Source organism: Pseudomonas fluorescens, assembly GCF_001648775.1.
Classification (GTDB): domain Bacteria; phylum Pseudomonadota; class Gammaproteobacteria; order Pseudomonadales; family Pseudomonadaceae; genus Aquipseudomonas; species Aquipseudomonas fluorescens_M.
This window is the reverse complement of record NZ_LVEJ01000003.1, coordinates 260,179-280,914: the sequence shown is the minus strand read 5'-3', so window position 1 is coordinate 280,914 and position 20,736 is coordinate 260,179. Positions and strand designations below refer to the sequence as shown.

The window sequence follows — 20,736 nt, the reverse complement described above, 5'->3', positions numbered from 1 at the left end:
GGGAGCGAGCTTGCTCGCGAAGGGGCCGTCACATCCGACATCGGTGTCGTCTGACACTCCGTCTTCGCGAGCAAGCTCGCTCCCACAGGGTATAGGGGTGCTGCACAAACCGCTTTCAGCTTAGCCCCAACTCTTTCCATATCCGCAAAACCTGCCGGCGTTCGTCGGCAAACTGATCGCCCGTTATCACCCCGGCGTCCTTCTGCAAGGCCTGCCGGTGGGCGGCGGAGCGGTAGGCTTTGTAGGCCTCGCGCAACAGGCTGGCGTCTTCGGCAGGCATCAGCCCTTCGCGTTCCAGCTCTTCCGTGATGCGGATGTTATCGGTCCAGCGCAGCAATGGCGGGTGGCTGTGCGACCACGCCAGGGCCGCGTATTGCACCATAAATTCAATATCGACGATACCTCCGGCGTCCTGCTTGAGGTCGAACGGCGCCGTGGCGTCGAAGGCATTCGGCGCGGTACCGGCCGCGGTGCTCTTGCTGCCAAGGTTGTCGCGCATCTTCGCGCGCATCTCGCTGACTTCTTGTTGCAGTTTGGCAAGATCCCGGGTTTTACCCAACACCTGCGCGCGCACCTTTTCGAACGCCTGACCGACATCCTGACTGCCGACCAAGACCCGCGCACGCACCAACGCCTGATGTTCCCACGTCCAGGCTTCATTTTCTTGATAGCGGGCAAATGCGCCCAGCGAGCTGACCAACAGCCCCGAGGCACCGGATGGCCGCAGGCGCATATCCACTTCATACAACTGGCCAGAGTTGGTCTGTGCCGTCAGCAAGTGAATGATCCGCTGCCCCAGCCGGGTAAAGAACTGCGCGCCATCAATCGGCTTCGCGCCGTCGGTTTCCGCCTGCGGATCACCGTCGTGGATGAACACCAGATCCAGATCGGAACCATGCCCCAGCTCCAGACCGCCGACTTTGCCATAACCGACAATGATGAAGCCGGGATCGCACAGACTGCCATCGGTGCGCAAAGGCGTGCCGTATTTGGCCACGGTCTGGCGCCAGGCCAGCGCCAGCACTTGCTCGAGAATCGCCTCGGCCAGCCACGTCAGATAATCGCTGACCTTCATCAATGGCAGGCTGCCGGCGATTTCCGAAGCGGCGACGCGCAAGCGGTGCGCCAGTTTGAAGTGGCGCAGGGCTTCCATCTGTTGTTCGAGATCGTCTTCGGGGATCCGCGTCAGCCGCTCGCGCAATTCGGCGGCCAGTTCCGGTGCCAGTGGCGGCTTGAACAGTCGCCCTTCGTTGAGCAACTCGTCGAGCAGCAGCGGGAAGCGCGTGATCTGCTCGGCAATCCACGGGCTCGCCGCGCAAAGCGTCAGCAGGCGGCGCAGCGCGCCTGGGTTTTCCGTCAGCAGCACTAAATATGCCGAACGCCGGGCGACCGCTTCAACCAGCGGCAACACGCGCTCAAGCACCAGATCCGGATTGTCGTGCTCCACCGCCTGGGCGAGCAGACGCGGGATAAACGCATCGAGGCGCTCGCGGCCCAAACGCTGCATCGCGCGCAATTGCGGGCTGCCGCGCAAACCGGCCAGCGCTTTCAGGGCCTTGCTCGCATCACGGAAGCCGCCCTCTTCCAACTGTCGGCACGCGGCCTCTTCGTCCTGGGCTTCTTCCCACAACGGCAGCCATTCACCGCCGACCACGACTTCACAATCGGCGCCTTCTTCTTCGTCGGGATCGGCGATCACCTGAGCGAAGTGCCAAGCGACGCGGCCGCGCCAAAACATCAGTTTTTCGTGGAAGGTGTCCCAGTCAGCGAAACCGAGCATGAAGGCGATGCGTGCCTGATCCTGGGCGCCGTCTGGCAGCATCTGGGTCTGGCGGTCGGCAATCGCCTGGATCGCGTGTTCGGTGTAACGCAGAAATTCGTAGCCCTCACGCAGCTCGCCGATCACCGCCGGCGGCAGATAGCCCTGCCCTTCCAGCGTGCTCAACACCTTTAATAGAGGGCGCTGCTGCAAGCTCAAGTCGCGACCGCCGTGGATCAACTGGAAGGCCTGAGCAATGAACTCGACCTCACGAATCCCGCCGGAGCCCAGCTTGATGTTGTCGGCCATGCCCTTGCGCCGTACTTCCTGCTGGATCAGCTGCTTCATGGTGCGCAGCGCTTCGATCGCCGAAAAGTCGAGGTAACGCCGGTAAACGAACGGCCGCAGCATGTCGAGCAACTGCGCGCCGGCGAGCTGATCGCCGGCCACCACGCGCGCCTTGATCATCGCGTAGCGTTCCCAGTCGCGGCCCTGATCCTGGTAATACTGCTCCAGCGCATTGAAGCTCAGCACCAGCGCGCCGGAAGAACCGTACGGACGCAGGCGCATGTCGACGCGGAACACGAAGCCGTCCACGGTCATTGGGTCCAGCGCCTTGATCAAGCGCTGGCCGAGACGGATGAAGAATTCCTGATTATCCAGCGCCCGTTTCACGCCGACGGTTTCGCCACCCTCGGGGTAGGCGAAAATCAGGTCGATGTCCGAAGACAGGTTCAACTCGACGGCGCCGAGCTTGCCCATGCCGAGAATGACCATTTGCTGCGGCTCACCACTGCGGCGACCGGTCGGCGTACCGAATTGTGTGCAATGGCGGCTGTACAGCCATTGATAAGCCTGATCGATGCTGGCGTCGGCCATGTCCGAGAGGTCACGGCAGGTCTGCACCAGGTCGGCCTGACGGGTCAGGTCGCGCCAGATGATGCGCACTTGATGGCGGGCGCGCTGGCGGCGCAGGGCGCGCCCGAGTTCGTCTTCGGTTTGCGCTGCATTTACAGCAGCGGCAATCTGCGCGCAGAGTTCGCCCGGCGCAAAGGCCCGGTCGAGTTCGCCAGACTGCACCAGCGCGAGCAACATCAAAGGGTCACGAACGCTCTGTTCAATGACGAACTCGCTGGCAGCGGTGACGCGAGCGAACTGCGCCCAGCGCTCTGCCGTCCACCCAGAGAAGCCGTGATCGTCTTCCAGCGCGGCGACGGCCGCACGGAACGACTGCTCGGATCGAGTGACCAATGGCAAGAGAATGGCAGGCAGTTCGGCAAGCACGGGCAGGGTCATGGTCTATCCTTGATCGGCGTGTAAATGGCCGCTTGTAGTGAATGGTGAAAACCCGCTACGCGAAGGACTGTCGAACAAAAGTTAGAAATAGCTGAAATTTCTTCTTCTTTAGCATCCAGCATCAAAGTTTCACCTTTTACGGATGGCAATCGACCAACCTTAACGATTATTCTCACAACGCAGTCGGAGGCCACAAGCCTTTCATCTGTAGTTTTACTACTCGTCTATACATCCGAAAGGCTGAAATGCTCAAAGATTTGTAGTAAAACTACACGCCGCCGGAACAACCTGTCGGCAATCCAAGAATTTTAAATCGTCTGCCCACAAGGCCAGTCGCAAACTCAGGCAACCGATTCTGGAAGCCTTTCCGCCCTGGAGCAAGCCATGCAAGACCTCGATCCCGTCGAAACCCAGGAATGGCTGGACGCCCTGGAATCGGTTCTCGACAAAGAAGGCGAAGACCGTGCTCACTATCTGATGACCCGTATGGGTGAACTGGCAACCCGCAGCGGTTCGCAGCTCCCTTACGCCATCACCACGCCTTACCGCAACACCATCCCGGTAACCCACGAAGCACGCATGCCTGGCGACCTGTTCATGGAACGCCGCATTCGCTCGCTGGTACGCTGGAACGCGATGGCCATGGTAATGCGTACGAACCTGAAAGATTCTGACCTGGGTGGTCACATCTCCAGCTTCGCTTCCAGTGCGACCCTGTATGACATCGGCTTCAACTACTTCTTCCAGGCCCCGACCGACGAACACGGCGGCGACCTGATCTACTTCCAGGGCCACACCTCGCCAGGCGTTTACGCCCGTGCGTTCATGGAAGGTCGCATCACCGAAGACCAGATGAACAACTTCCGCCAGGAAGTCGACGGTCAGGGCCTGTCGTCCTACCCGCACCCTTGGCTGATGCCTGACTTCTGGCAGTTCCCGACCGTATCGATGGGTCTGGGTCCGATCCAGGCGATCTACCAGGCACGCTTCATGAAGTACCTGGAACACCGCGGTTTCATCCAGCCGGGCAAACAGAAAGTCTGGTGCTTCCTGGGCGACGGCGAGTGCGACGAGCCGGAATCCCTGGGCGCAATCTCCCTGGCCGGCCGCGAGAAGCTGGACAACCTGATCTTCGTCATCAACTGCAACCTGCAGCGCCTCGACGGCCCGGTTCGCGGCAACGGCAAGATCATCCAGGAACTCGAAGGCGTGTTCCGCGGTGCTCAGTGGAACGTGACCAAAGTCATCTGGGGCCGTTTCTGGGACCCACTGCTGGCCAAAGACGTCGACGGCATCCTGCAACGTCGCATGGACGAAGTCATCGACGGCGAGTACCAGAACTACAAAGCCAAAGACGGCGCGTTTGTCCGTGAGCACTTCTTCAACACGCCAGAACTCAAGGCGATGGTTGCTGATCTGTCCGACGACGAGATCTGGAAACTCAACCGTGGCGGCCACGACCCGTACAAGGTCTATGCGGCGTACCACGAAGCGGTCAACCACAAAGAACAACCTACCGTCATCCTCGCCAAGACCATCAAAGGTTATGGCACCGGTGCCGGCGAAGCGAAAAACACTGCGCACAACACCAAGAAAGTCGATGTCGACAGCCTGAAGTTGTTCCGCGATCGTTTCGACATCCCGGTCAAGGACGAAGAGCTGGAGAACCTGCCGTTCTTCAAGCCAGAGCCAAACAGCGCCGAAGCCCGCTACCTCAGCGAGCGTCGCACTGCACTGGGCGGTTTCGTACCTCAGCGCCGCGCACAAAGCTTCAGCGTGCCGACTCCGGACCTGGACACCCTCAAGGCCATCCTTGACGGCTCCGGCGACCGTGAAATTTCCACCACCATGGCGTTCGTGCGGATCCTCGCGCAACTGGTCAAGGACAAGGAAATCGGCCCGCGCATCGTTCCGATCATCCCGGACGAAGCCCGTACCTTCGGTATGGAAGGCATGTTCCGTCAGCTCGGCATCTACTCGTCCGTCGGCCAGCTCTACGAGCCAGTCGATAAAGACCAGGTGATGTTCTACAAGGAAGACCAGAAAGGTCAGATCCTCGAAGAAGGCATCAACGAAGCAGGCGCCATGAGCTCGTTCATCGCTGCCGGTACTTCGTACTCCAGCCACAACCAGCCGATGCTGCCGTTCTATATCTTCTACTCGATGTTCGGCTTCCAGCGTATTGGCGACCTGGCCTGGGCTGCCGGCGACAGCCGTACCCGTGGCTTCCTGATCGGCGGCACCGCCGGCCGGACCACCCTGAACGGTGAAGGTCTGCAACACGAAGACGGTCACAGCCACCTGCTGGCCGCGACCATCCCGAACTGCCGCACCTACGATCCAACCTACGGCTACGAGCTGGCGGTGATCATTCAGGACGGCATGAAGAAGATGACCGAAGAGCAACAGGACATCTTCTACTACATCACCGTGATGAACGAGTCGTACCAGCAGCCAGCCATGCCGGCCGGTGCCGAAGAAGGCATCAAGAAAGGCATGTACCTGCTCGAAGAAGACACCCGCGATGCGGCGCACCACGTACAGCTGATGGGCTCCGGCACCATCCTGCGTGAAGTCCGTGAAGCGGCGAAGATTCTGCGTGAAGAGTTCAACGTCGGCGCTGACGTGTGGAGCGTTACCAGCTTCAACGAACTGCGTCGCGACGGCCTCGCTGTCGAGCGCAGCAACCGTCTCAAGCCGGGCCAGAAGCCTAAGCTGAGCTACGTCGAAGAGTGCCTGAACGGCCGTAAAGGTCCGGTCATCGCCTCTACCGACTACATGAAACTGTTCGCCGAGCAGATCCGTCAGTGGGTACCGTCCAAGGAATTCAAAGTCCTCGGCACCGACGGTTTCGGCCGCAGCGACAGCCGCAAGAAACTGCGTCATTTCTTCGAAGTCGACCGTCATTTCGTGGTGTTGGCAGCCCTGGAAGCACTGGCTGACCGTGGTGATATCGAACCTAAAGTCGTGGCTGAGGCCATCGTCAAGTTCGGCATCGACCCGGAAAAACGCAACCCACTGGACTGCTGAGGAGACATTTTGTGAGCGAACTCATTCGCGTACCTGACATCGGCAGCGGTGAAGGTGAAGTAATTGAACTGTTTGTGAAGGTCGGCGACCGTATCGAAGCCGACCAGAGCATCCTGACCCTGGAATCGGACAAGGCCAGCATGGAAGTGCCGGCCCCGAAAGCCGGCGTCATCAAGAGCCTGAAAGTGAAGCTGGGCGACCGCCTGAAAGAAGGCGACGAACTGCTTGAGCTGGAAGTCGAGGGCGCCGCTGAAGCGGCCCCTGCTCCTGCCGCTGCGCCGGCTGCAGAAGCTGAAGCCAAACCGGCTGCCGCTCCTGCTGCTGCCGCGCCAGCCGCTGCTCCTGCTGCCGCTTCGGTGCAGCAAGTGCACGTGCCGGACATCGGTTCTTCGGGCAAGGCGCAGATCATCGAGATCCAGGTCAAAGTCGGCGACACGGTCGAAGCTGATCAATCTTTGATCACCCTCGAATCCGACAAGGCGAGCATGGAAATCCCGTCGCCTGCCGCTGGCGTGGTCAAGGCCATCAGCGTCAAGCTCAACGACGAAGTCGGCACTGGCGACCTGATTCTGGATCTGGAAGTGGCGGGTGCTGCGGCCCCTGCTGCGGCCGCTCCGGCTCAGGCTGCTGCGCCGGCCGCTGCCGCTGCGCCTGCTCAGGCAGCCGCGCCAGCAGCTCCGGTTGCCGACAGCGTTCAGGACATCCACGTTCCGGACATCGGTTCGGCTGGCAAAGCCAAGATCATCGAAGTGTTGGTCAAGGCTGGCGACAGCGTTGAAGCCGACCAGTCGCTGATCACTTTGGAGTCCGACAAGGCAAGCATGGAAATCCCATCGCCTGCCGCTGGCGTGGTGGAAAGCATTTCCATCAAGCTGGATGACGAAGTCGGTACCGGCGACCTGATTCTGAAGCTGAAAGTCAAAGGCGCGGCGCCTGCTGCTGCCCCGGCTCCAGCTGCCGCTGCTGCACCAAGTGCTCCTGCCGCTGCTGCTCCGGCTGCCGCTGCGCCTGCACCTGCCGCCGCTCCAGCCGCCGCACCGGCTGCTACGCCAGCGAAACCGGGCGCCAAAGTTCACGCCGGCCCGGCCGTGCGTCAACTGGCCCGCGAGTTCGGCGTCGAGCTGAACGCTGTCGGCGCCAGCGGCCCGCACGGTCGTATCCTCAAAGAGGACGTGCAGGTTTACGTCAAAGCGATGATGCAGAAGGCCAAGGAAGCACCGGCCGCTGCTGCTGGCGCAACCGGTGGCGCGGGCATCCCGCCGATTCCGGTCGTCGACTTCAGCCGTTTCGGCGAAATCGAAGAAGTGCCGATGACTCGTCTGATGCAGATCGGCGCGTCGAGCCTGCACCGCAGCTGGCTGAACATCCCACACGTGACTCAGTTCGATTCGGCTGATATCACCGAGCTGGAAGCGTTCCGCGTGGCACAGAAAGCCGTTGCAGAGAAGGCTGGCGTCAAGCTGACCATCCTGCCGCTGCTGCTCAAGTCGTGCGCGCACATGCTCAAGGAGCTGCCGGACTTCAACAGTTCGCTGGCGCCAAGCGGCAAAGCGATCATCCGCAAGAAATACGTGAACATCGGCTTCGCCGTCGACACTCCTGATGGCCTGCTGGTACCGGTCATCAAGAACGTCGACCAGAAGAGCCTGTTGCAACTGGCAGCCGAAGCCGCTGCGCTGGCCGCCAAAGCCCGCGACAAGAAGCTCACCGCTGACGACATGCAAGGCGCCTGCTTCACCATTTCCAGCCTCGGCCACATTGGCGGCACCGGCTTCACGCCGATCGTCAACGCGCCGGAAGTGGCGATCCTCGGTGTTTCCAAGGCAACCATCCAGCCAGTCTGGGACGGCAAAGCCTTCCAGCCGAAACTGATGCTGCCGCTGTCGCTGTCCTACGATCACCGTGTGATCAACGGCGCCGCTGCCGCACGCTTCACCCAGCGTCTGGGCAGCCTGCTGGCGGACATCCGCACGATCCTGCTGTAACTCGATCGGCCCACCGGCAACGGCGGGCCGATTGCTGCACCCTTTCGAGCGCCACACGCTCGTACCTCAACCCCGCCAGTTTGGCGGGGCTTTTTTTTGCCTGAAGAAACACCTCTTTGGCCTTTTTTCCCACACGCTGTGTTGATATCGGCCACAACCCTAGTCGACATGGCGACGATCTTTTCCATTCAATAGACAACTAACCTAGGCGCAGCGAATTTAACTAAACAAACTTTGCCAATCCTCATACTTTCTAAAACTCATTCGAATGGATTCGACATGTTAAAACCCACTATCGGCCCGATTATCGGCCACGTCACAACTAACCACGCGCGCATCTTTATTCGCGGCAACCTGCAAACCCCTACATCAGTATTTGCCGGAATACGTTATCGCGTTGCTGATACACAACTATGGACAAACAGTCTCTTCGCGCGCCTTAGTGAGTTGAACGATATGACGCAGGTGTTCGCCCTCAACAACTTGAGTGCCGACACCGAATATGAATATCAGACCGGCTGGTTCAGCCCGATGAATCCGGTGCACACCCCGGACAGCGTCGCCGAACTGCCGCTGCAATGGCCACGGGAGATCTATCGCCTGCGCACCCGTTCAAGCAAAGCCATGCAGCCCCGCGCCTACATCCTCGGTTCCTGCCGCTACCTGCGCCTGACCGCCGGCGTCGCCTCACTGCCACACTTGGGTGACCGCATCTTTGCTTCGATCAATCAAGTGATCGAAGGCATACAACCGCCGATCAGCGCGATAATGATGACCGGCGACCAAATTTACGTCGACGATTTGAATCTGATCGCACCGGATCGCGAATACAACGATATTCTCAGTAAATACCGCGCCGCATTTTCCCAACCAAATATTCAACGGCTGATGTCTGGCACATCGACTTATATGATTCTCGACGATCATGAAATCGAAGATAACTGGCCGGCCAATGCCAGCAAGTCCGATGATGACTTATACCGCAACGCCATGGCGGCTTATGAGTTGTATCAGGCCAGTCACAGCCCGGTACATCCACTGACCACTAACGGCGAAATAGATCGAACCTTACTTGAGCATTACTGGTATCAATTCAGCGACGGCGATATCGAATGGTTTGTCACCGACAGCCGCACCCGGCGCAACTTGTCCGCCGAAGATCGACGCATCCTCGACGAAGCGCAGGAACAGGCCTTGCTCAAATGGCTGGCCCACAGCACGGCGCGGGTCAAGTTCGTGGTCACCAGCGTGATGTTCTATCCGGACCGCAAACTTCACGGCGATGACGCCTGGAAAGCCTTCCCGCAGCAGCGCCTGCGCCTGCTGGAAACCATCCGCACCCGGCAGATCAACAACGTTGTGTTCATCTCAGGGGATGTCCATGGCTCGCTGACCGCGCGCCTGAGCCACAGCGAAGATCCGGACTTCGAAGTCCACACCGTGGTCTCCTCGCCGCTGTGCAACAGCAAACTGCTGCCGTATGCCAAGGCGTCGACTTTCATTCTGGATCAGCCACTGGTGCGCACGGCGGCGGGCGATTATCGACATGAGCTGACCAGTGCGGTGGTGAGTGAAGACAATTTCGCGCACATGGTGGTCGAGGCTGAACGAATTTTGATCAATTACCATGACCGCGACGGCAAACGTCTGCAATCAATCGTCATCCCGTTACGCTGAATCGCTCTTCAACAGTGCGCCGTTACAGGGCAAGGACCGCTCTGGAACGGCGTTCCTTGCATTCAATAGCATTACTTTCAAGCGCTCGCTGGAGAAATGTGCAGCGCAGCCGACATATTCTTATAGCACTTGGCCTTCATCTCTCTTGTCAGTCGGTGCCGCAATGATGCAACCTTGCCGCAGGCAACAGTTAAGAGGGCGAGAGCCCGGCGCGTTCAGCATATTTCCAAGCGAGTTCCCTTCATGAAGAGCCAACCCGATGCCGCCAGCCGTATGGCGGCCGAGGTAGTGACGCAGTTGCCTGTGCCCTCGCGGCTCGGCATGCTGCGTTTCGAGCGCTTGAATGAAGCCAGCTGGGCGATGCTGTTCCTCGATCCGAATTGCGAACGCCAGTTCGGTCAACCTGCCGTTGAACTGTGCGCGCTGGTCGGTTCGCCCTACGCCAGCCTGATGGAACCTGAAGCGCGTTATCAACTGCACGACGCGATTCAGCAACAACTCGGCGCCAGCCCGCATTATCTGGTGCGCTACACCCTGCACACCGCTGCCGGGGCGCTGAGCATCCTCGAACTGGGCGAAGCCTATAAACAACACAATCGTCATCTGCTGCGCGGCTACCTGCTGGCGGTCGATGATGTGTTCGACGAGGCGCCAGCGCTGCCGTCGGTCGATCTCGAAACACAGAATTCGCGCCTGCAAATCGCCCTTGAACTCAATCAACGCGCGCAGCAGGAACAACTGCAGCATCTGGAACGCGTGCGCGCCCAACAGGACTTGATTCTGTTGCTCGCGCGCCAGCGCTACAGCACGCACAACTCGCTGCAGGAAGCCGCTGAACTGATCACTCGTTGCGCCTGCGATATCTATGAAATCGACTGCGCGAGCCTGTGGAACCTCGAAGACCAGCAACTGGTGCCGATCTCGGCGTACCACCGCGCGACGCAGGAATACATCCTGCCGGACGTGATCGACGTCAGCAGTTTCCCCGACTACATGGAGGCGTTGCACAGCAGCCGCGCCATCGATGCACACAACGCGATGCGCGACCCGCGCACTCGCGAGATGGCCGAAGCCCTGCGCCCGCGCGACGTCAACGCCATGCTCGACGCCAGTATCCGTGTCGATGGCCAGGTGGTCGGCGTGTTGTGCCTGGAGCAGACCGGCGTCACCCGCGCCTGGCAATCCGATGAAATCGCCTTTGCCGGCGAGCTCGCCGACCAGTTCGCGCAAGTCATCAATAACCACAACCGCCGCACCGCCACCAGCGCCCTGCATTTGTTCCAGCGTGCAGTCGAGCAAAGCGCCAACGCCTTCTTGCTGGTCAACTGCGACGGCGTGGTCGAGTACGTCAACCCGAGTTTCACCGCGATCACCCAGTACACCACCGAGGAAGTCCACGGCCAGCGCCTGTCCGAGCTGCCGGCGCTGGAAAACCTCAGCGAACTGCTGTTCGATGCGCCCTCGGCGCTGGCCAAAAGCAACAGTTGGCAGGGTGAATTCAAGAGCCGGCGCAAGAACCTCGAACCCTACTGGGGCCAGTTGTCGATCTCCAAGGTTTACGGTGATAACCGCGAGCTGACGCATTACATCGGCATCTACGAAGACATCACCCAAACCAAACTGGCGCAACAGCGCATCGAGCGCCTGGCCTACACCGACAACCTGACCAACCTCGGCAATCGCCCGGCGTTTATCCGCAATCTCGACGAACGTTTCGCCCGCGATAGCGACACCCCGATCAGCCTGTTGCTGGTCGACATCGACAACTTCAAGCGGATCAACGACAGCCTCGGCCATCAGACCGGCGACAAACTGCTGATCAGTCTGGCCCGACGCCTGCGCAACAGCCTGAGCCCGAGCGGCAGCCTCGCGCGTTTCGCCAGTAACGAATTTGCCGTGCTGCTCGACGACACCGATCTTGCGACCGGTCAGCAGATCGCCAACCAATTGTTGGCGACGCTGGATAAACCGATGTTCGTCGATAACCAGTTGATCAGCGTCACCGGCTCGGTCGGCCTGGCTTGCGCGCCGCTGCACGGCCGCGACCCGCAAACCCTGATGCGCAACGCCGGTCTGGCGCTGCACAAGGCCAAGGCCAACGGCAAACATCAGGTGCAAGTCTTTACCGAGGCGCTGAACGCCGAGGCCAGCTACAAACTGTTCGTCGAGAACAATCTGCGCCGCGCTCTGACCCAGAACGAACTGGACGTGTTCTATCAGCCCAAGCTGTGCCTGCGCAGCGGTCGCCTGCTGGGCATGGAAGCGCTGCTGCGCTGGAATCACCCGGAACGCGGGATGATCCGCCCGGATCAGTTCATCAGCGTCGCCGAAGAAACCGGCCTGATCATTCCGATCGGCAAATGGATCGCCCGTCAGGCCTGCCGCATGAGCAAAGCCCTGACCGCCGCCGGCATGGGCAATCTGCAAGTGGCGATCAACCTGTCGCCGAAACAGTTCTCCGACCCGGACCTGGTCGCCTCCATCGCCAACATCCTCAAGGAAGAAGCGCTGCCGGCCAATCTGCTCGAACTGGAACTGACCGAAGGCCTGCTGCTGGAAGCCACCGAAGACACACACTTGCAGCTCGACCAGCTCAAGCGCCTCGGGCTGACGCTGGCCATGGACGACTTCGGTACCGGTTATTCGTCGCTGAGCTATTTGAAGAAATTCCCGATCGACATCATCAAGATCGATCGCAGCTTCATCCATGAAATCCCCGACAATCAGGACGACATGGAAATCACCTCGGCGGTGATCGCCATGGCGCATAACCTGAAGCTCAAGGTCGTGGCCGAAGGCATCGAGACCGCCGAGCAACTAGCGTTCCTGCGTCGCCATCGCTGCGACGTCGGCCAGGGTTACCTGTTCGACCGGCCGATCCCGGGCGGCGAGCTGATCCAGGCGCTGAAACGCTACCCGCGCGGCCCACTCTGCCTGTAAATCCCATCTGTCGAAGATCCCCTGTGGGAGCGAGCCTGCTCGCGAAGGCGATAAAACCGTCGACATCATCGTCGCCTGACACACCGCTTTCGCGAGCAGGCTCGCTCGCACATCTGGATAGTGCGAAGTCGGGCATCATTGGGCACACTGGCGGTCTGACTTTTACATCCCATCCTGACTGAGAGGAACGATCATGGTTCTGCGCTCGGAAATTCTGGTGAACAAAAACGTGCTCCCGACAAAAGAACAAGCTCTGCCCGGCCGCGAAACCGCGATGACCCTGCCTGAAAAGCACTTCGTCTTCGAAGAAACCCCGCTGCTTGGCCCGTTTTTCCAGGACGTCGACTTTGCGATTTTCGGTCTGGGTTGCTTTTGGGGCGCCGAGCGCCGCTTCTGGCAGCGTGAAGGCGTGGTCAGCACGGTGGTCGGTTATGCCGGCGGCTTCACGCCGAACCCGACCTACGAAGAAGTCTGCTCGGGCCTGACTGGCCACGCCGAAGTGGTATTGGTGGTGTATGACAAGGATAAAGTCAGCTACGAAGAGTTGCTGGCCATGTTCTGGGAACTGCACAACCCGACGCAGGGCATGCGTCAGGGCAACGACATCGGCACGCAGTACCGCTCGGTGATCTACGCCACCTCGCCTGAGCATCTGGACGCGGCGCTGAAGAGCAAGGCGACCTATCAGGCCGAGCTGTCGAAGGCCGGTCTTGGCGAAATCAGCACCGAGATCGAACAGGCGCCGACCGTGTACTTCGCCGAGGCGTATCACCAGCAGTATCTGGCGAAGAATCCTGAGGGTTACTGCGGGATTGGCGGCACTGGCGTGTGCATGCCAGCGAGTTTGGCGGATAACTAACCCCGCCGCCGATCGTTCCCACTGCGTGGGAACGATCAGTCAGTGATCAGCTCTCGGCAATCAACCAATCCATCTGCCAGCCACCCTGAGTCTGCCCAAGCTTTTTGGACAACCATGGCAGCAGCTCACGCAATTCTTCCTCCAGCCCCCACGGCGGATTGGCAATCGCCATGCCCGAACCGTTCAGGCTGTTCGGCGTATCCAGCGGATGCACCAGCAGCTCCACGCGCAACAACTTCGGCGCACCGGTGCCGGCCAGATCCTGATAGAAACGCCGCAACGCACGCTGGTCCTTGACCGGGTACCAGATTGCCGCCACGGTTTGGCGCATCCGTCCAATCGCCTCTTTCAACGACGCCGCGCAACGTTGCATCTCATCGAGCTGTTCGAACGGCGGGTCAATCAACATCACCGCACGTTTTTCCTGCACCGGCAACATGGCCCGGGCGACGTGCCAGCCTTCGCCCAGATGCACCTTGACCCGACGATCACCGGCCATGTTGTCCTTGAGCAGCACGCCGTCTTCCGGATGCTTCTCGTTGAGCATCACCCGATCCTGCGGCCGCGTCAGGCGTCGCGCCAGCTCCGGCGAACCCGGGTAATAGCGCAACTGGCCATCCGGGTTCATCTCGTGCAGCACCTTCATGTAGTCGGCGGTCAGCGCCGGCAGATCCGGCTGCTCCCACAAGCGCGCGATGCCTTCCAGGTACTCGCCGGTACGGTTGGCCTGATCGCCCTGCAAGTCATACAGACCGATGCCGGCGTGCGTGTCGAGATAGGCAAACGGCTGCTCCTTGCGCGACATCAGGGCGATGAGGCGGGTCAAGGTCAGGTGTTTGAACACATCGGCGTGATTGCCGGCATGGAAGGCGTGACGATAATTCATGGCTGCTCCTGCGAAGGGCGCAAAGTTTACCTTTTACCGGGCGGCAAGTCAGGGGTCGGTGACGGTGGACATGCCAAGTCTTTGCCGAATTTGGAGCCCCGGTTTCAGACAAGCGGTAACCAAACCTGTCAACTCTGACAGTAGCCAACCCAACCGAGCAGGTGCCTGATGGGCCTACTTGCACAACCCCTTCTCGGCTTGTGGATTTTATTGTCATCCAACAAAGGACACGAAAATGAGTAAGCCCATCACCACGACAACAAGCGTAGGGACGATTATTTCATCCGACGTAATCGATAACATGTTTGGTAAGTCTACCTACACCAAGGTTAGAACGGATGACGGCTCCGAGCTGTTTAGCACCTCACAAACAGAGAATAAGTTCAGTGTGGGGGACAGAGTCAGTTTCACCATTACAGATGGACCGCTAGGCAAAATACCAAGCGGATTTAAAAAAACTCCATAAAAAAACACACCAACTGGTCATTGCAATAATGCAGTCCGATATCAAGTCCGATAAAGGACTTGCTATTGGTGCTTACTCCGCGATCGGCAAAGGGCAACATGTAATATTGCAGAATGAAGACACCCTGCAAGTCACCCATGACCCGTACGCGGAAACCGAGAAATACATGGCCGACGCCTACCTGAAGACCTCGTCACTCAGCAAACAGTCGGGCAAGAAAATCGTATTTTATTCATGCCTCGAAATTTACAACTCTCCTGCCTTCGACGCCTTTATCCAGTCACAAGACCAGTATCTGGAGAACTAGGTTTTCGTCTGCCGACTGGTAATCCTTCCTTTGAGCGAGCAAGGAAGGATCTGATATAGCGCCAGCGTTAAGACATGGCGCGCAAGCGCTTGCCGATGACATCCAGCACATCACAACCGTCACGCAATGGAATGACGCAGAGCTGGGCGAAGTCGCTGAGGATGATCGAGTCGCACTCGATCGAACCGCGCATGCACAGGTTTTCCAGCACCTGGACGACGGTGCGGATTCGGTAGTTGGCGGCGTCCATCAGGACGTCGGAAGGAGCGTGGGTGTCGACGAACAGCGTAGGCATGTCGTTGCAGTTGCTGGTCAATGCCATGTAGCGGTTGTCGGGATGGGGGATGTGTTTTACGTAGGGTGGATCGGGATGCAAAGTCGTCATTTCATTATCTCCATGATTGATAAACGTGAGCCGCCAACGCACCGTCCTACAGGTTTGGGTGGCAGCTGTGCGCAAGAGTAGGAACCGAGCAATCATGGACCTCGGTCACGCCGAAGCGTGTCCCGCGCACAGCCGCCGCGAACGATTTTACGGACTTGAATCAAGTGCCGCAAAAAGCCAACGAACTGTAACGCCATGAAAGCGAGGGTTCCTACACCCTGTCACCACTCTCGCAGTGACAACGAAAAGACTATCCCTGCAACCCATCGCCCACCAGTTCATGAAAACCGCCGCAACTCGAAGGAATCGTCCGAGACCTTCGCCCCGAAAACTCACTCTGACTCTGCCAGCAAATACGCCAACAACGCCGATAACGACGATTCTTCCGACATGGAAACCTGAAAAAACTGCCTGACCTTGCAGCGCAACACCGGCTCGGGAAACGCTTCGAACAGCGCCGGATGCTCCTCGCTCAGCCACTGCATAACATTGCCGAGCCGCGTCTCTGCACTTCCTTGCGCCAGTGATTCGGGAACGCGCCACCAAGGAAACACCCGCCCCGACACCAGCGCCCTGCCCCCGACCGTAACCGCCTGACCATTGATCAAGCCGCGTCCGATCACTGGAAACAATTGCGCCGTTTCCATCTGCCCGGATTGCAAAATGGGCAGCAAAAACCGCCCATCCCAAAAGCGGAAAAACACCGCTTTGCCGTCGGGCATCAGTACTTGGGTCAAACTGCGCAGGTGCTCGACCAGCACTTCAAGGCCCGCCGAAGACACCGCCAGCCACCCCCAGTCACGAGACTCAGTGGTCGCCACCCAATGCAGAAACTCACTGTCGGCGGCGACTATTCCCACGAAGGGCATCACCGCATCCCACTCGGCGTAGATCGTGTCCGCCCAAATCGGCCTCGGCGCCACCGGCCAGGCGCCGAACGGCTCGACATCACTGACATGACTGAAGATCGCGAACAGTTGCTCCGAAGGTTTCAGCGGCTCGCGTGCCAGCCAATCTGCTGGTTGTAGAAACTCAGGCTGCACAGACACCATCCTTGCAACGCTCACACTCTTCGCAAAATGGCGCATCACCTTTAAAGCTCATGATTTGTGCAGCAGTGAGTATCGCCGCCGACGCTGCCTGGAGTTTCTCCGGTAATCCGGGAACACTCGGCGCAGCGCTCATCGCCGCCATCGGCGCGCCACCGACCTGAATGGGCACGCTGCTGAAAATCCCGCCGGGGCCGATGTTGATCCACTGCCCGCCCGCCTGAATCGTCGCACTGGCGCCACCGTCGATCACCACTTGCTGACCGGCGCTGACGTGGATGTGCTGGCTGGCGCTGGTCGCCTGACTGGTAACCTTGATATGCCGGCTGCCAATCACGGTCAGGTGATCGTCCTGCTTCACTTCCGCCTGGCGTTGACCATGGGTGATGCGCTGTTCGTCCGCCTTCAACTCATGCTTCGCGATACCGTTGACGACAATGCTGCGTTGGTTATCGACCTGCACCTGCTGGTCGTTCAACACGTGCTGCGTCCAGTTGCGCTGGGCGCGCAGGTAGATTTCCTCGGCGCCCTTTTTATCCTCGATGCGCAGCTCGTTATAGCCGCCACCGCCTGGACTGCTCTGGCTGCGGAAAATGCTGCGGGTCTTGTCCGCCGGCAGATCCAGCGGGATCGGCGTCGCGGCGTTGGGCAGACAGCCCACGACCAAGGGTTTGTCGGCGTCGGCATCGATGAAACCGACCAGCACTTCCATACCGACTCGGGGAATCAGCACGCTGCCATAACGATCGTGAGCCCAGCCGCTGGCGACTCGCAGCCAACAACTGGCATGCTCGTTCAGCTCACCGTCGCGATCCCAGGCCAGTTGCACCTTGACCCGGCCGTACTCATCACAATGTATTTCACTGTCTTGCGGCCCGGTGACCACGGCAGGTTGATAGCCCGGCACGCGTGGTTTTTCTGGCCCGAGCGAAGGGCGGAAGAACACGTCCCACGGCGTCGCGAGAAAGGTATTACGGTAACCCTGGAAGTCTTCGCCATCGCTGGTCACCGATTCCTCCAGCACTTGCGGCTGTCGGCCATGGTGCTCGATGGCCGTGACCAGCCACAGGTCATTCCAGTCCCGGCGCGGATGCTCGCTCAGTTGCAGGAAATGTCCGCAAACCAATGCCGATTCGTCGCTGATGCCGTCGGCCTGACGGTAATCGGCGACATGCCGCTCAAGTGCGCGTTGGGCGACATGCTTACCGGTGTCACGATCGCTGAACTGCCCGGGAAAATGGTAATCCTCCAGCACCGGACGCTGCTCGCCGTCGATTCGACTTTGCAGTTGCAAACGCGGCTTTTCAAAGTTGTAGTCGCGGCGGGTGACTACGCTGGTGCGAGTTGCCACGCGAACATTAAAGCGCTGGATCGCCGGCGCTCCGCCCGCCATGCCGCTACCGGGCAGATACAACGTCGACTCGGCCAGGCGCGGAAACACCGTCTGATCATCACCGAACACTAGGACATGGCCTTCAGGACTGTGCTGAAAGTGGTAATGAATGCCGACCTCGGCACACAGCCGCTGAATGAACGCCAGATCGCTCTCGGCGTACTGCACGCAGTACTCACGCAGCGGGTATTCGCTGCCGAGGCGAAAATCGAAGGCATCGCGCAGGATCGCGTGATCCTTGAGGATCTGCGCAACAATTTGCGGCACGCTCAGATGCTGAAAAATCCGCTGGTTGATTCGATGCCCGAGGTACGTCAGACGCGGTACCAGGCTTAAGTTGTAGCGTGTCAGACGTTTCCCGGAATCACCCTGCCCGACCTGATAAATCTGACCGTGAACGCCGGAACCCTTGTCATCAAAACTCAGAAACGCCTGACAGTGCAGCAGACTTTCGAGGTCCAGATCGGGCCGTTCACTGACCAGTTCCAGCTCGAAACGAAAGGGTTGGCTGATGGCTTCCTTGCCCGTGAACTCAAGGACCTTGAGCTCATGCTGGGCGCCTTCGAGGGTCAACGTGAAACGCGGTTGATTGGCAGGCGCGAACATCCGATGTCTCTCTGCGGGAATGAGGGCGGGCGATTCTGCATGAGGGGCAAGGGGTGATGGGTGGGTGACGGGAAAATCAGATTTGCCCTACTTTCATTGACGAAAAACCCTGCAAAAAGCGGCGCCTTCAACTACAGACAAGCCTCCAAAACCACCACCGAACCCTGTGGGAGCGAGCCTGCTCGCGAAAGCGGCATGTCATTCGACACATTCATTGAATGATCAATCGCATTCGCGAGCAGGCTCGCTCTCACAATGGATTTCCACAGGATTCGAGAAATCACAGCCACAAAAAAACGGCCCGTCTCCTGTAGGAAACGGGCCGTTTCTTTGTGAGCAGAAGCTCAGTGCATTACTTGTTCAGGTGGAAATCTTTTTCCGCCGCTTCGAAGCGCTGCACCATGCCAGCAGTCGGATTGCCGAGCATGCTGACGATGTAGATGGCGATGCTGGCGAAGATGAAGCCCGGGATGATTTCGTACAGACCCATCACTTCCCAGTGCTTCCAGGCCACAACAGTAATCGCGCCGACCAGGATACCGGCCAGTGCGCCGTTGCGAGTCATGCCTTTCCAGACCACCGAAATCAGCACAACCGGACCGAACGCAGCACCGAAACCAGCCCAGGCGTAAGACACCAGACCCAGTACGCGGTTTTCCGGGTTGGCGGCCATCGCGATAGCGATCAGCGCAACCAGCAGCACCATGGCGCGGCCGACCCAGACCAGCTCCAGTTGCGAAGCGGATTTACGCAGGAAGGTTTTGTAGAAGTCTTCGGTCAGGGCGCTCGAGCACACCAGCAACTGGCAGCTCAGGGTGCTCATGACAGCGGCGAGAATGGCCGACAGCAACACACCGGCAATCCATGGGTTGAAGAGGATCTTGGCCAGCTCGATGAACACACGCTCGTGGTTCTCGGTCACGGGACCCGCCAATTCCGGGTGCGCCGAGAAGTAAGCGATACCGAAGAAGCCCACGGCCACGGTGCCGCCCAGGCACAGGATCATCCAGGTCATGGAAATGCGGCGCGCCTTGGCGATCGATTTCACCGAATCCGCCGCCATGAAACGCGCGAGGATGTGCGGCTGACCGAAATAGCCCAGACCCCAGCCCATCAGCGAGATGATGCCGATGAAGGTGGTGCCTTTGAGCATGTCGAAGTTGCTTGGATCTTGTGCTTCGATGGCCAGGAACGTGGTGTCGACGCCGCCGGTCGCCAGCAGCACGATGATCGGCGTGAGGATCAGCGCGAAAATCATCAGCGTGGCTTGTACGGTGTCAGTCCAGCTTACCGCGAGGAAACCGCCGACGAAGGTGTAGGCAATTGTCGCCGCAGCACCGGCCCACAGCGCGGTCTCGTAGGACATGCCGAAGGTGCTTTCGAACAGACGGGCGCCAGCGACGATGCCGGATGCGCAGTAAATGGTGAAGAACACCAGAATCACGATCGCCGAAATAATGCGCAGCAAGCCGCTTTTATCTTCGAAACGGCTGGAGAAGTAGTCCGGCAGGGTCAGCGCATCACCGTTGTGCTCGGTCTGCACGCGCAGACGGCCGGCGACGAACAGCCAGTTCAGGTAGGCACCGACGATCAGGCCGATGGCGATCCAGCTTTCGGACAGACCGGACATGTAGATGGCGCCCGGCAGACCCATCAACAGCCAGCCGCTCATGTCCGAGGCACCGGCAGACAGCGCGGTGACGACGCTGCCGAGGCTGCGACCACCGAGAATATAGTCAGAAAGGTTGTTGGTGGAGCGATAGGCCATGAAGCCGATCAGCACCATTGCTGCGATGTAGATCACGAACGTGATCAGTGTTGGATTGCTTACGCTCATTAAGTTACGCCCTGGCTTTGTTTTTATGTAGCAGCGGTGATGAACCACGCGCAAACGGTGACGTTTGGCAGACGATTCGGGATCCCGCGCATTTAGGACTGATGTTTCCCCAGGAAAGCCACCAGCCGATGCACCGGGTTATCCCGGTTGCACCTAGGGCGCGAATGCTATGCAACAAACTAAAAAAGGTGCAACCAGTTTCGTGAGAATTAGTTGCACCTAGTCGGATATTCCGGGAAACAGGCGGTTTTTGCTCCCTTT

At 59.3% G+C, this 20,736-nt stretch carries 13 protein-coding genes; 7 read left to right on the top strand and 6 right to left on the bottom strand.

The window, feature by feature from the left end; genetic code table 11:
• Positions 1-115: 115 nt before the first annotated feature.
• Positions 116-3,055 carry a bifunctional [glutamate--ammonia ligase]-adenylyl-L-tyrosine phosphorylase/[glutamate--ammonia-ligase] adenylyltransferase gene (gene glnE, locus A8O26_RS05675; RefSeq protein WP_064117142.1) on the bottom strand — a complete coding sequence of 980 codons (2,940 nt, stop codon included), beginning with the start codon at positions 3,053-3,055 and terminating at the stop codon, positions 116-118.
• Between the two features lie 384 nt (positions 3,056-3,439).
• On the opposite strand from glnE, the gene aceE reads away from it, so the two are divergent.
• From aceE to msrA, 5 genes are all read left to right on the top strand, one after another.
• Positions 3,440-6,085 carry a pyruvate dehydrogenase (acetyl-transferring), homodimeric type gene (gene aceE / locus A8O26_RS05670; RefSeq protein WP_007915682.1) on the top strand — a complete coding sequence of 882 codons (2,646 nt, stop codon included), beginning with the start codon at positions 3,440-3,442 and terminating at the stop codon, positions 6,083-6,085.
• Between the two features lie 11 nt (positions 6,086-6,096).
• Positions 6,097-8,070 (top strand): dihydrolipoyllysine-residue acetyltransferase, encoded by a 1,974-nt coding sequence (gene aceF, locus A8O26_RS05665; RefSeq protein ID WP_064117141.1) that lies wholly within the window; start codon positions 6,097-6,099, stop codon positions 8,068-8,070.
• Between the two features lie 279 nt (positions 8,071-8,349).
• Positions 8,350-9,747 carry an alkaline phosphatase D family protein gene (locus tag A8O26_RS05660; protein WP_064117140.1) on the top strand — a complete coding sequence of 466 codons (1,398 nt, stop codon included), beginning with the start codon at positions 8,350-8,352 and terminating at the stop codon, positions 9,745-9,747.
• Positions 9,748-9,990: 243 nt separating this feature from the next.
• Positions 9,991-12,687: a putative bifunctional diguanylate cyclase/phosphodiesterase gene (locus A8O26_RS05655; protein WP_064117139.1), complete on the top strand. Its 2,697-nt coding sequence runs from the start codon at positions 9,991-9,993 to the stop codon at positions 12,685-12,687.
• A gap of 193 nt (positions 12,688-12,880) precedes the next feature.
• Positions 12,881-13,546, top strand: a complete 666-nt coding sequence (gene msrA / locus A8O26_RS05650) for a peptide-methionine (S)-S-oxide reductase MsrA (protein ID WP_064117138.1) — start codon at positions 12,881-12,883, stop codon at positions 13,544-13,546.
• 46 nt (positions 13,547-13,592) lie between these two features.
• On the opposite strand, the gene A8O26_RS05645 is transcribed toward msrA, so the two are convergent.
• On the bottom strand, positions 13,593-14,432 hold the full coding sequence (locus tag A8O26_RS05645; RefSeq protein WP_064117137.1) for a 23S rRNA (adenine(2030)-N(6))-methyltransferase RlmJ: 840 nt from the start codon (positions 14,430-14,432) through the stop codon (positions 13,593-13,595).
• A 235-nt stretch (positions 14,433-14,667) separates the two neighbouring features.
• On the opposite strand from A8O26_RS05645, the gene A8O26_RS05640 reads away from it, so the two are divergent.
• Positions 14,668-14,898, top strand: a complete 231-nt coding sequence (locus A8O26_RS05640) for a hypothetical protein (protein WP_064117136.1) — start codon at positions 14,668-14,670, stop codon at positions 14,896-14,898.
• Between the two features lie 28 nt (positions 14,899-14,926).
• Positions 14,927-15,205 carry a hypothetical protein gene (locus A8O26_RS05635; RefSeq protein WP_253756698.1) on the top strand — a complete coding sequence of 93 codons (279 nt, stop codon included), beginning with the start codon at positions 14,927-14,929 and terminating at the stop codon, positions 15,203-15,205.
• 67 nt (positions 15,206-15,272) lie between these two features.
• Here the strand turns inward: A8O26_RS05635 and A8O26_RS05630 are convergent, their stop codons facing one another.
• From A8O26_RS05630 to putP, 4 genes are all read right to left on the bottom strand, one after another.
• Positions 15,273-15,590: a hypothetical protein gene (locus tag A8O26_RS05630; protein ID WP_064117135.1), complete on the bottom strand. Its 318-nt coding sequence runs from the start codon at positions 15,588-15,590 to the stop codon at positions 15,273-15,275.
• Positions 15,591-15,922: 332 nt separating this feature from the next.
• Positions 15,923-16,633, bottom strand: coding sequence for a DUF4123 domain-containing protein (locus tag A8O26_RS05625; RefSeq protein WP_064117134.1), 711 nt, complete (start codon positions 16,631-16,633; stop codon positions 15,923-15,925).
• Entirely contained in the window at positions 16,623-18,638 is a 2,016-nt protein-coding gene (locus A8O26_RS05620; RefSeq protein ID WP_064117133.1) for a type VI secretion system Vgr family protein, read from the bottom strand. The genes A8O26_RS05625 and A8O26_RS05620 overlap by 11 nt, the downstream gene beginning before the upstream one ends.
• Before the next feature lie 352 nt (positions 18,639-18,990).
• Positions 18,991-20,475 carry a sodium/proline symporter PutP gene (putP, locus tag A8O26_RS05615; RefSeq protein ID WP_064117132.1) on the bottom strand — a complete coding sequence of 495 codons (1,485 nt, stop codon included), beginning with the start codon at positions 20,473-20,475 and terminating at the stop codon, positions 18,991-18,993.
• Between the last annotated feature and the right edge of the window lie 261 nt (positions 20,476-20,736).

Bases quoted from the DNA above. Each gene is read 5' to 3' on its own strand.
- A8O26_RS05655 (WP_064117139.1), top strand. From the start codon at position 9,991: ATGAAGAGCCAACCCGATGCCGCCAGCCGTATGGCGGCCGAGGTAGTG.
- msrA (WP_064117138.1), top strand. From the start codon at position 12,881: ATGGTTCTGCGCTCGGAAATTCTGGTGAACAAAAACGTGCTCCCGACA.
- A8O26_RS05640 (WP_064117136.1), top strand. From the start codon at position 14,668: ATGAGTAAGCCCATCACCACGACAACAAGCGTAGGGACGATTATTTCA.
- A8O26_RS05620 (WP_064117133.1), bottom strand. From the start codon at position 18,638: ATGTTCGCGCCTGCCAATCAACCGCGTTTCACGTTGACCCTCGAAGGC.
- aceE (WP_007915682.1), top strand. From the start codon at position 3,440: ATGCAAGACCTCGATCCCGTCGAAACCCAGGAATGGCTGGACGCCCTG.
- A8O26_RS05645 (WP_064117137.1), bottom strand. From the start codon at position 14,432: ATGAATTATCGTCACGCCTTCCATGCCGGCAATCACGCCGATGTGTTC.
- glnE (WP_064117142.1), bottom strand. From the start codon at position 3,055: ATGACCCTGCCCGTGCTTGCCGAACTGCCTGCCATTCTCTTGCCATTG.
- A8O26_RS05630 (WP_064117135.1), bottom strand. From the start codon at position 15,590: ATGACGACTTTGCATCCCGATCCACCCTACGTAAAACACATCCCCCAT.
- putP (WP_064117132.1), bottom strand. From the start codon at position 20,475: ATGAGCGTAAGCAATCCAACACTGATCACGTTCGTGATCTACATCGCA.
- A8O26_RS05635 (WP_253756698.1), top strand. From the start codon at position 14,927: ATGCAGTCCGATATCAAGTCCGATAAAGGACTTGCTATTGGTGCTTAC.
- A8O26_RS05660 (WP_064117140.1), top strand. From the start codon at position 8,350: ATGTTAAAACCCACTATCGGCCCGATTATCGGCCACGTCACAACTAAC.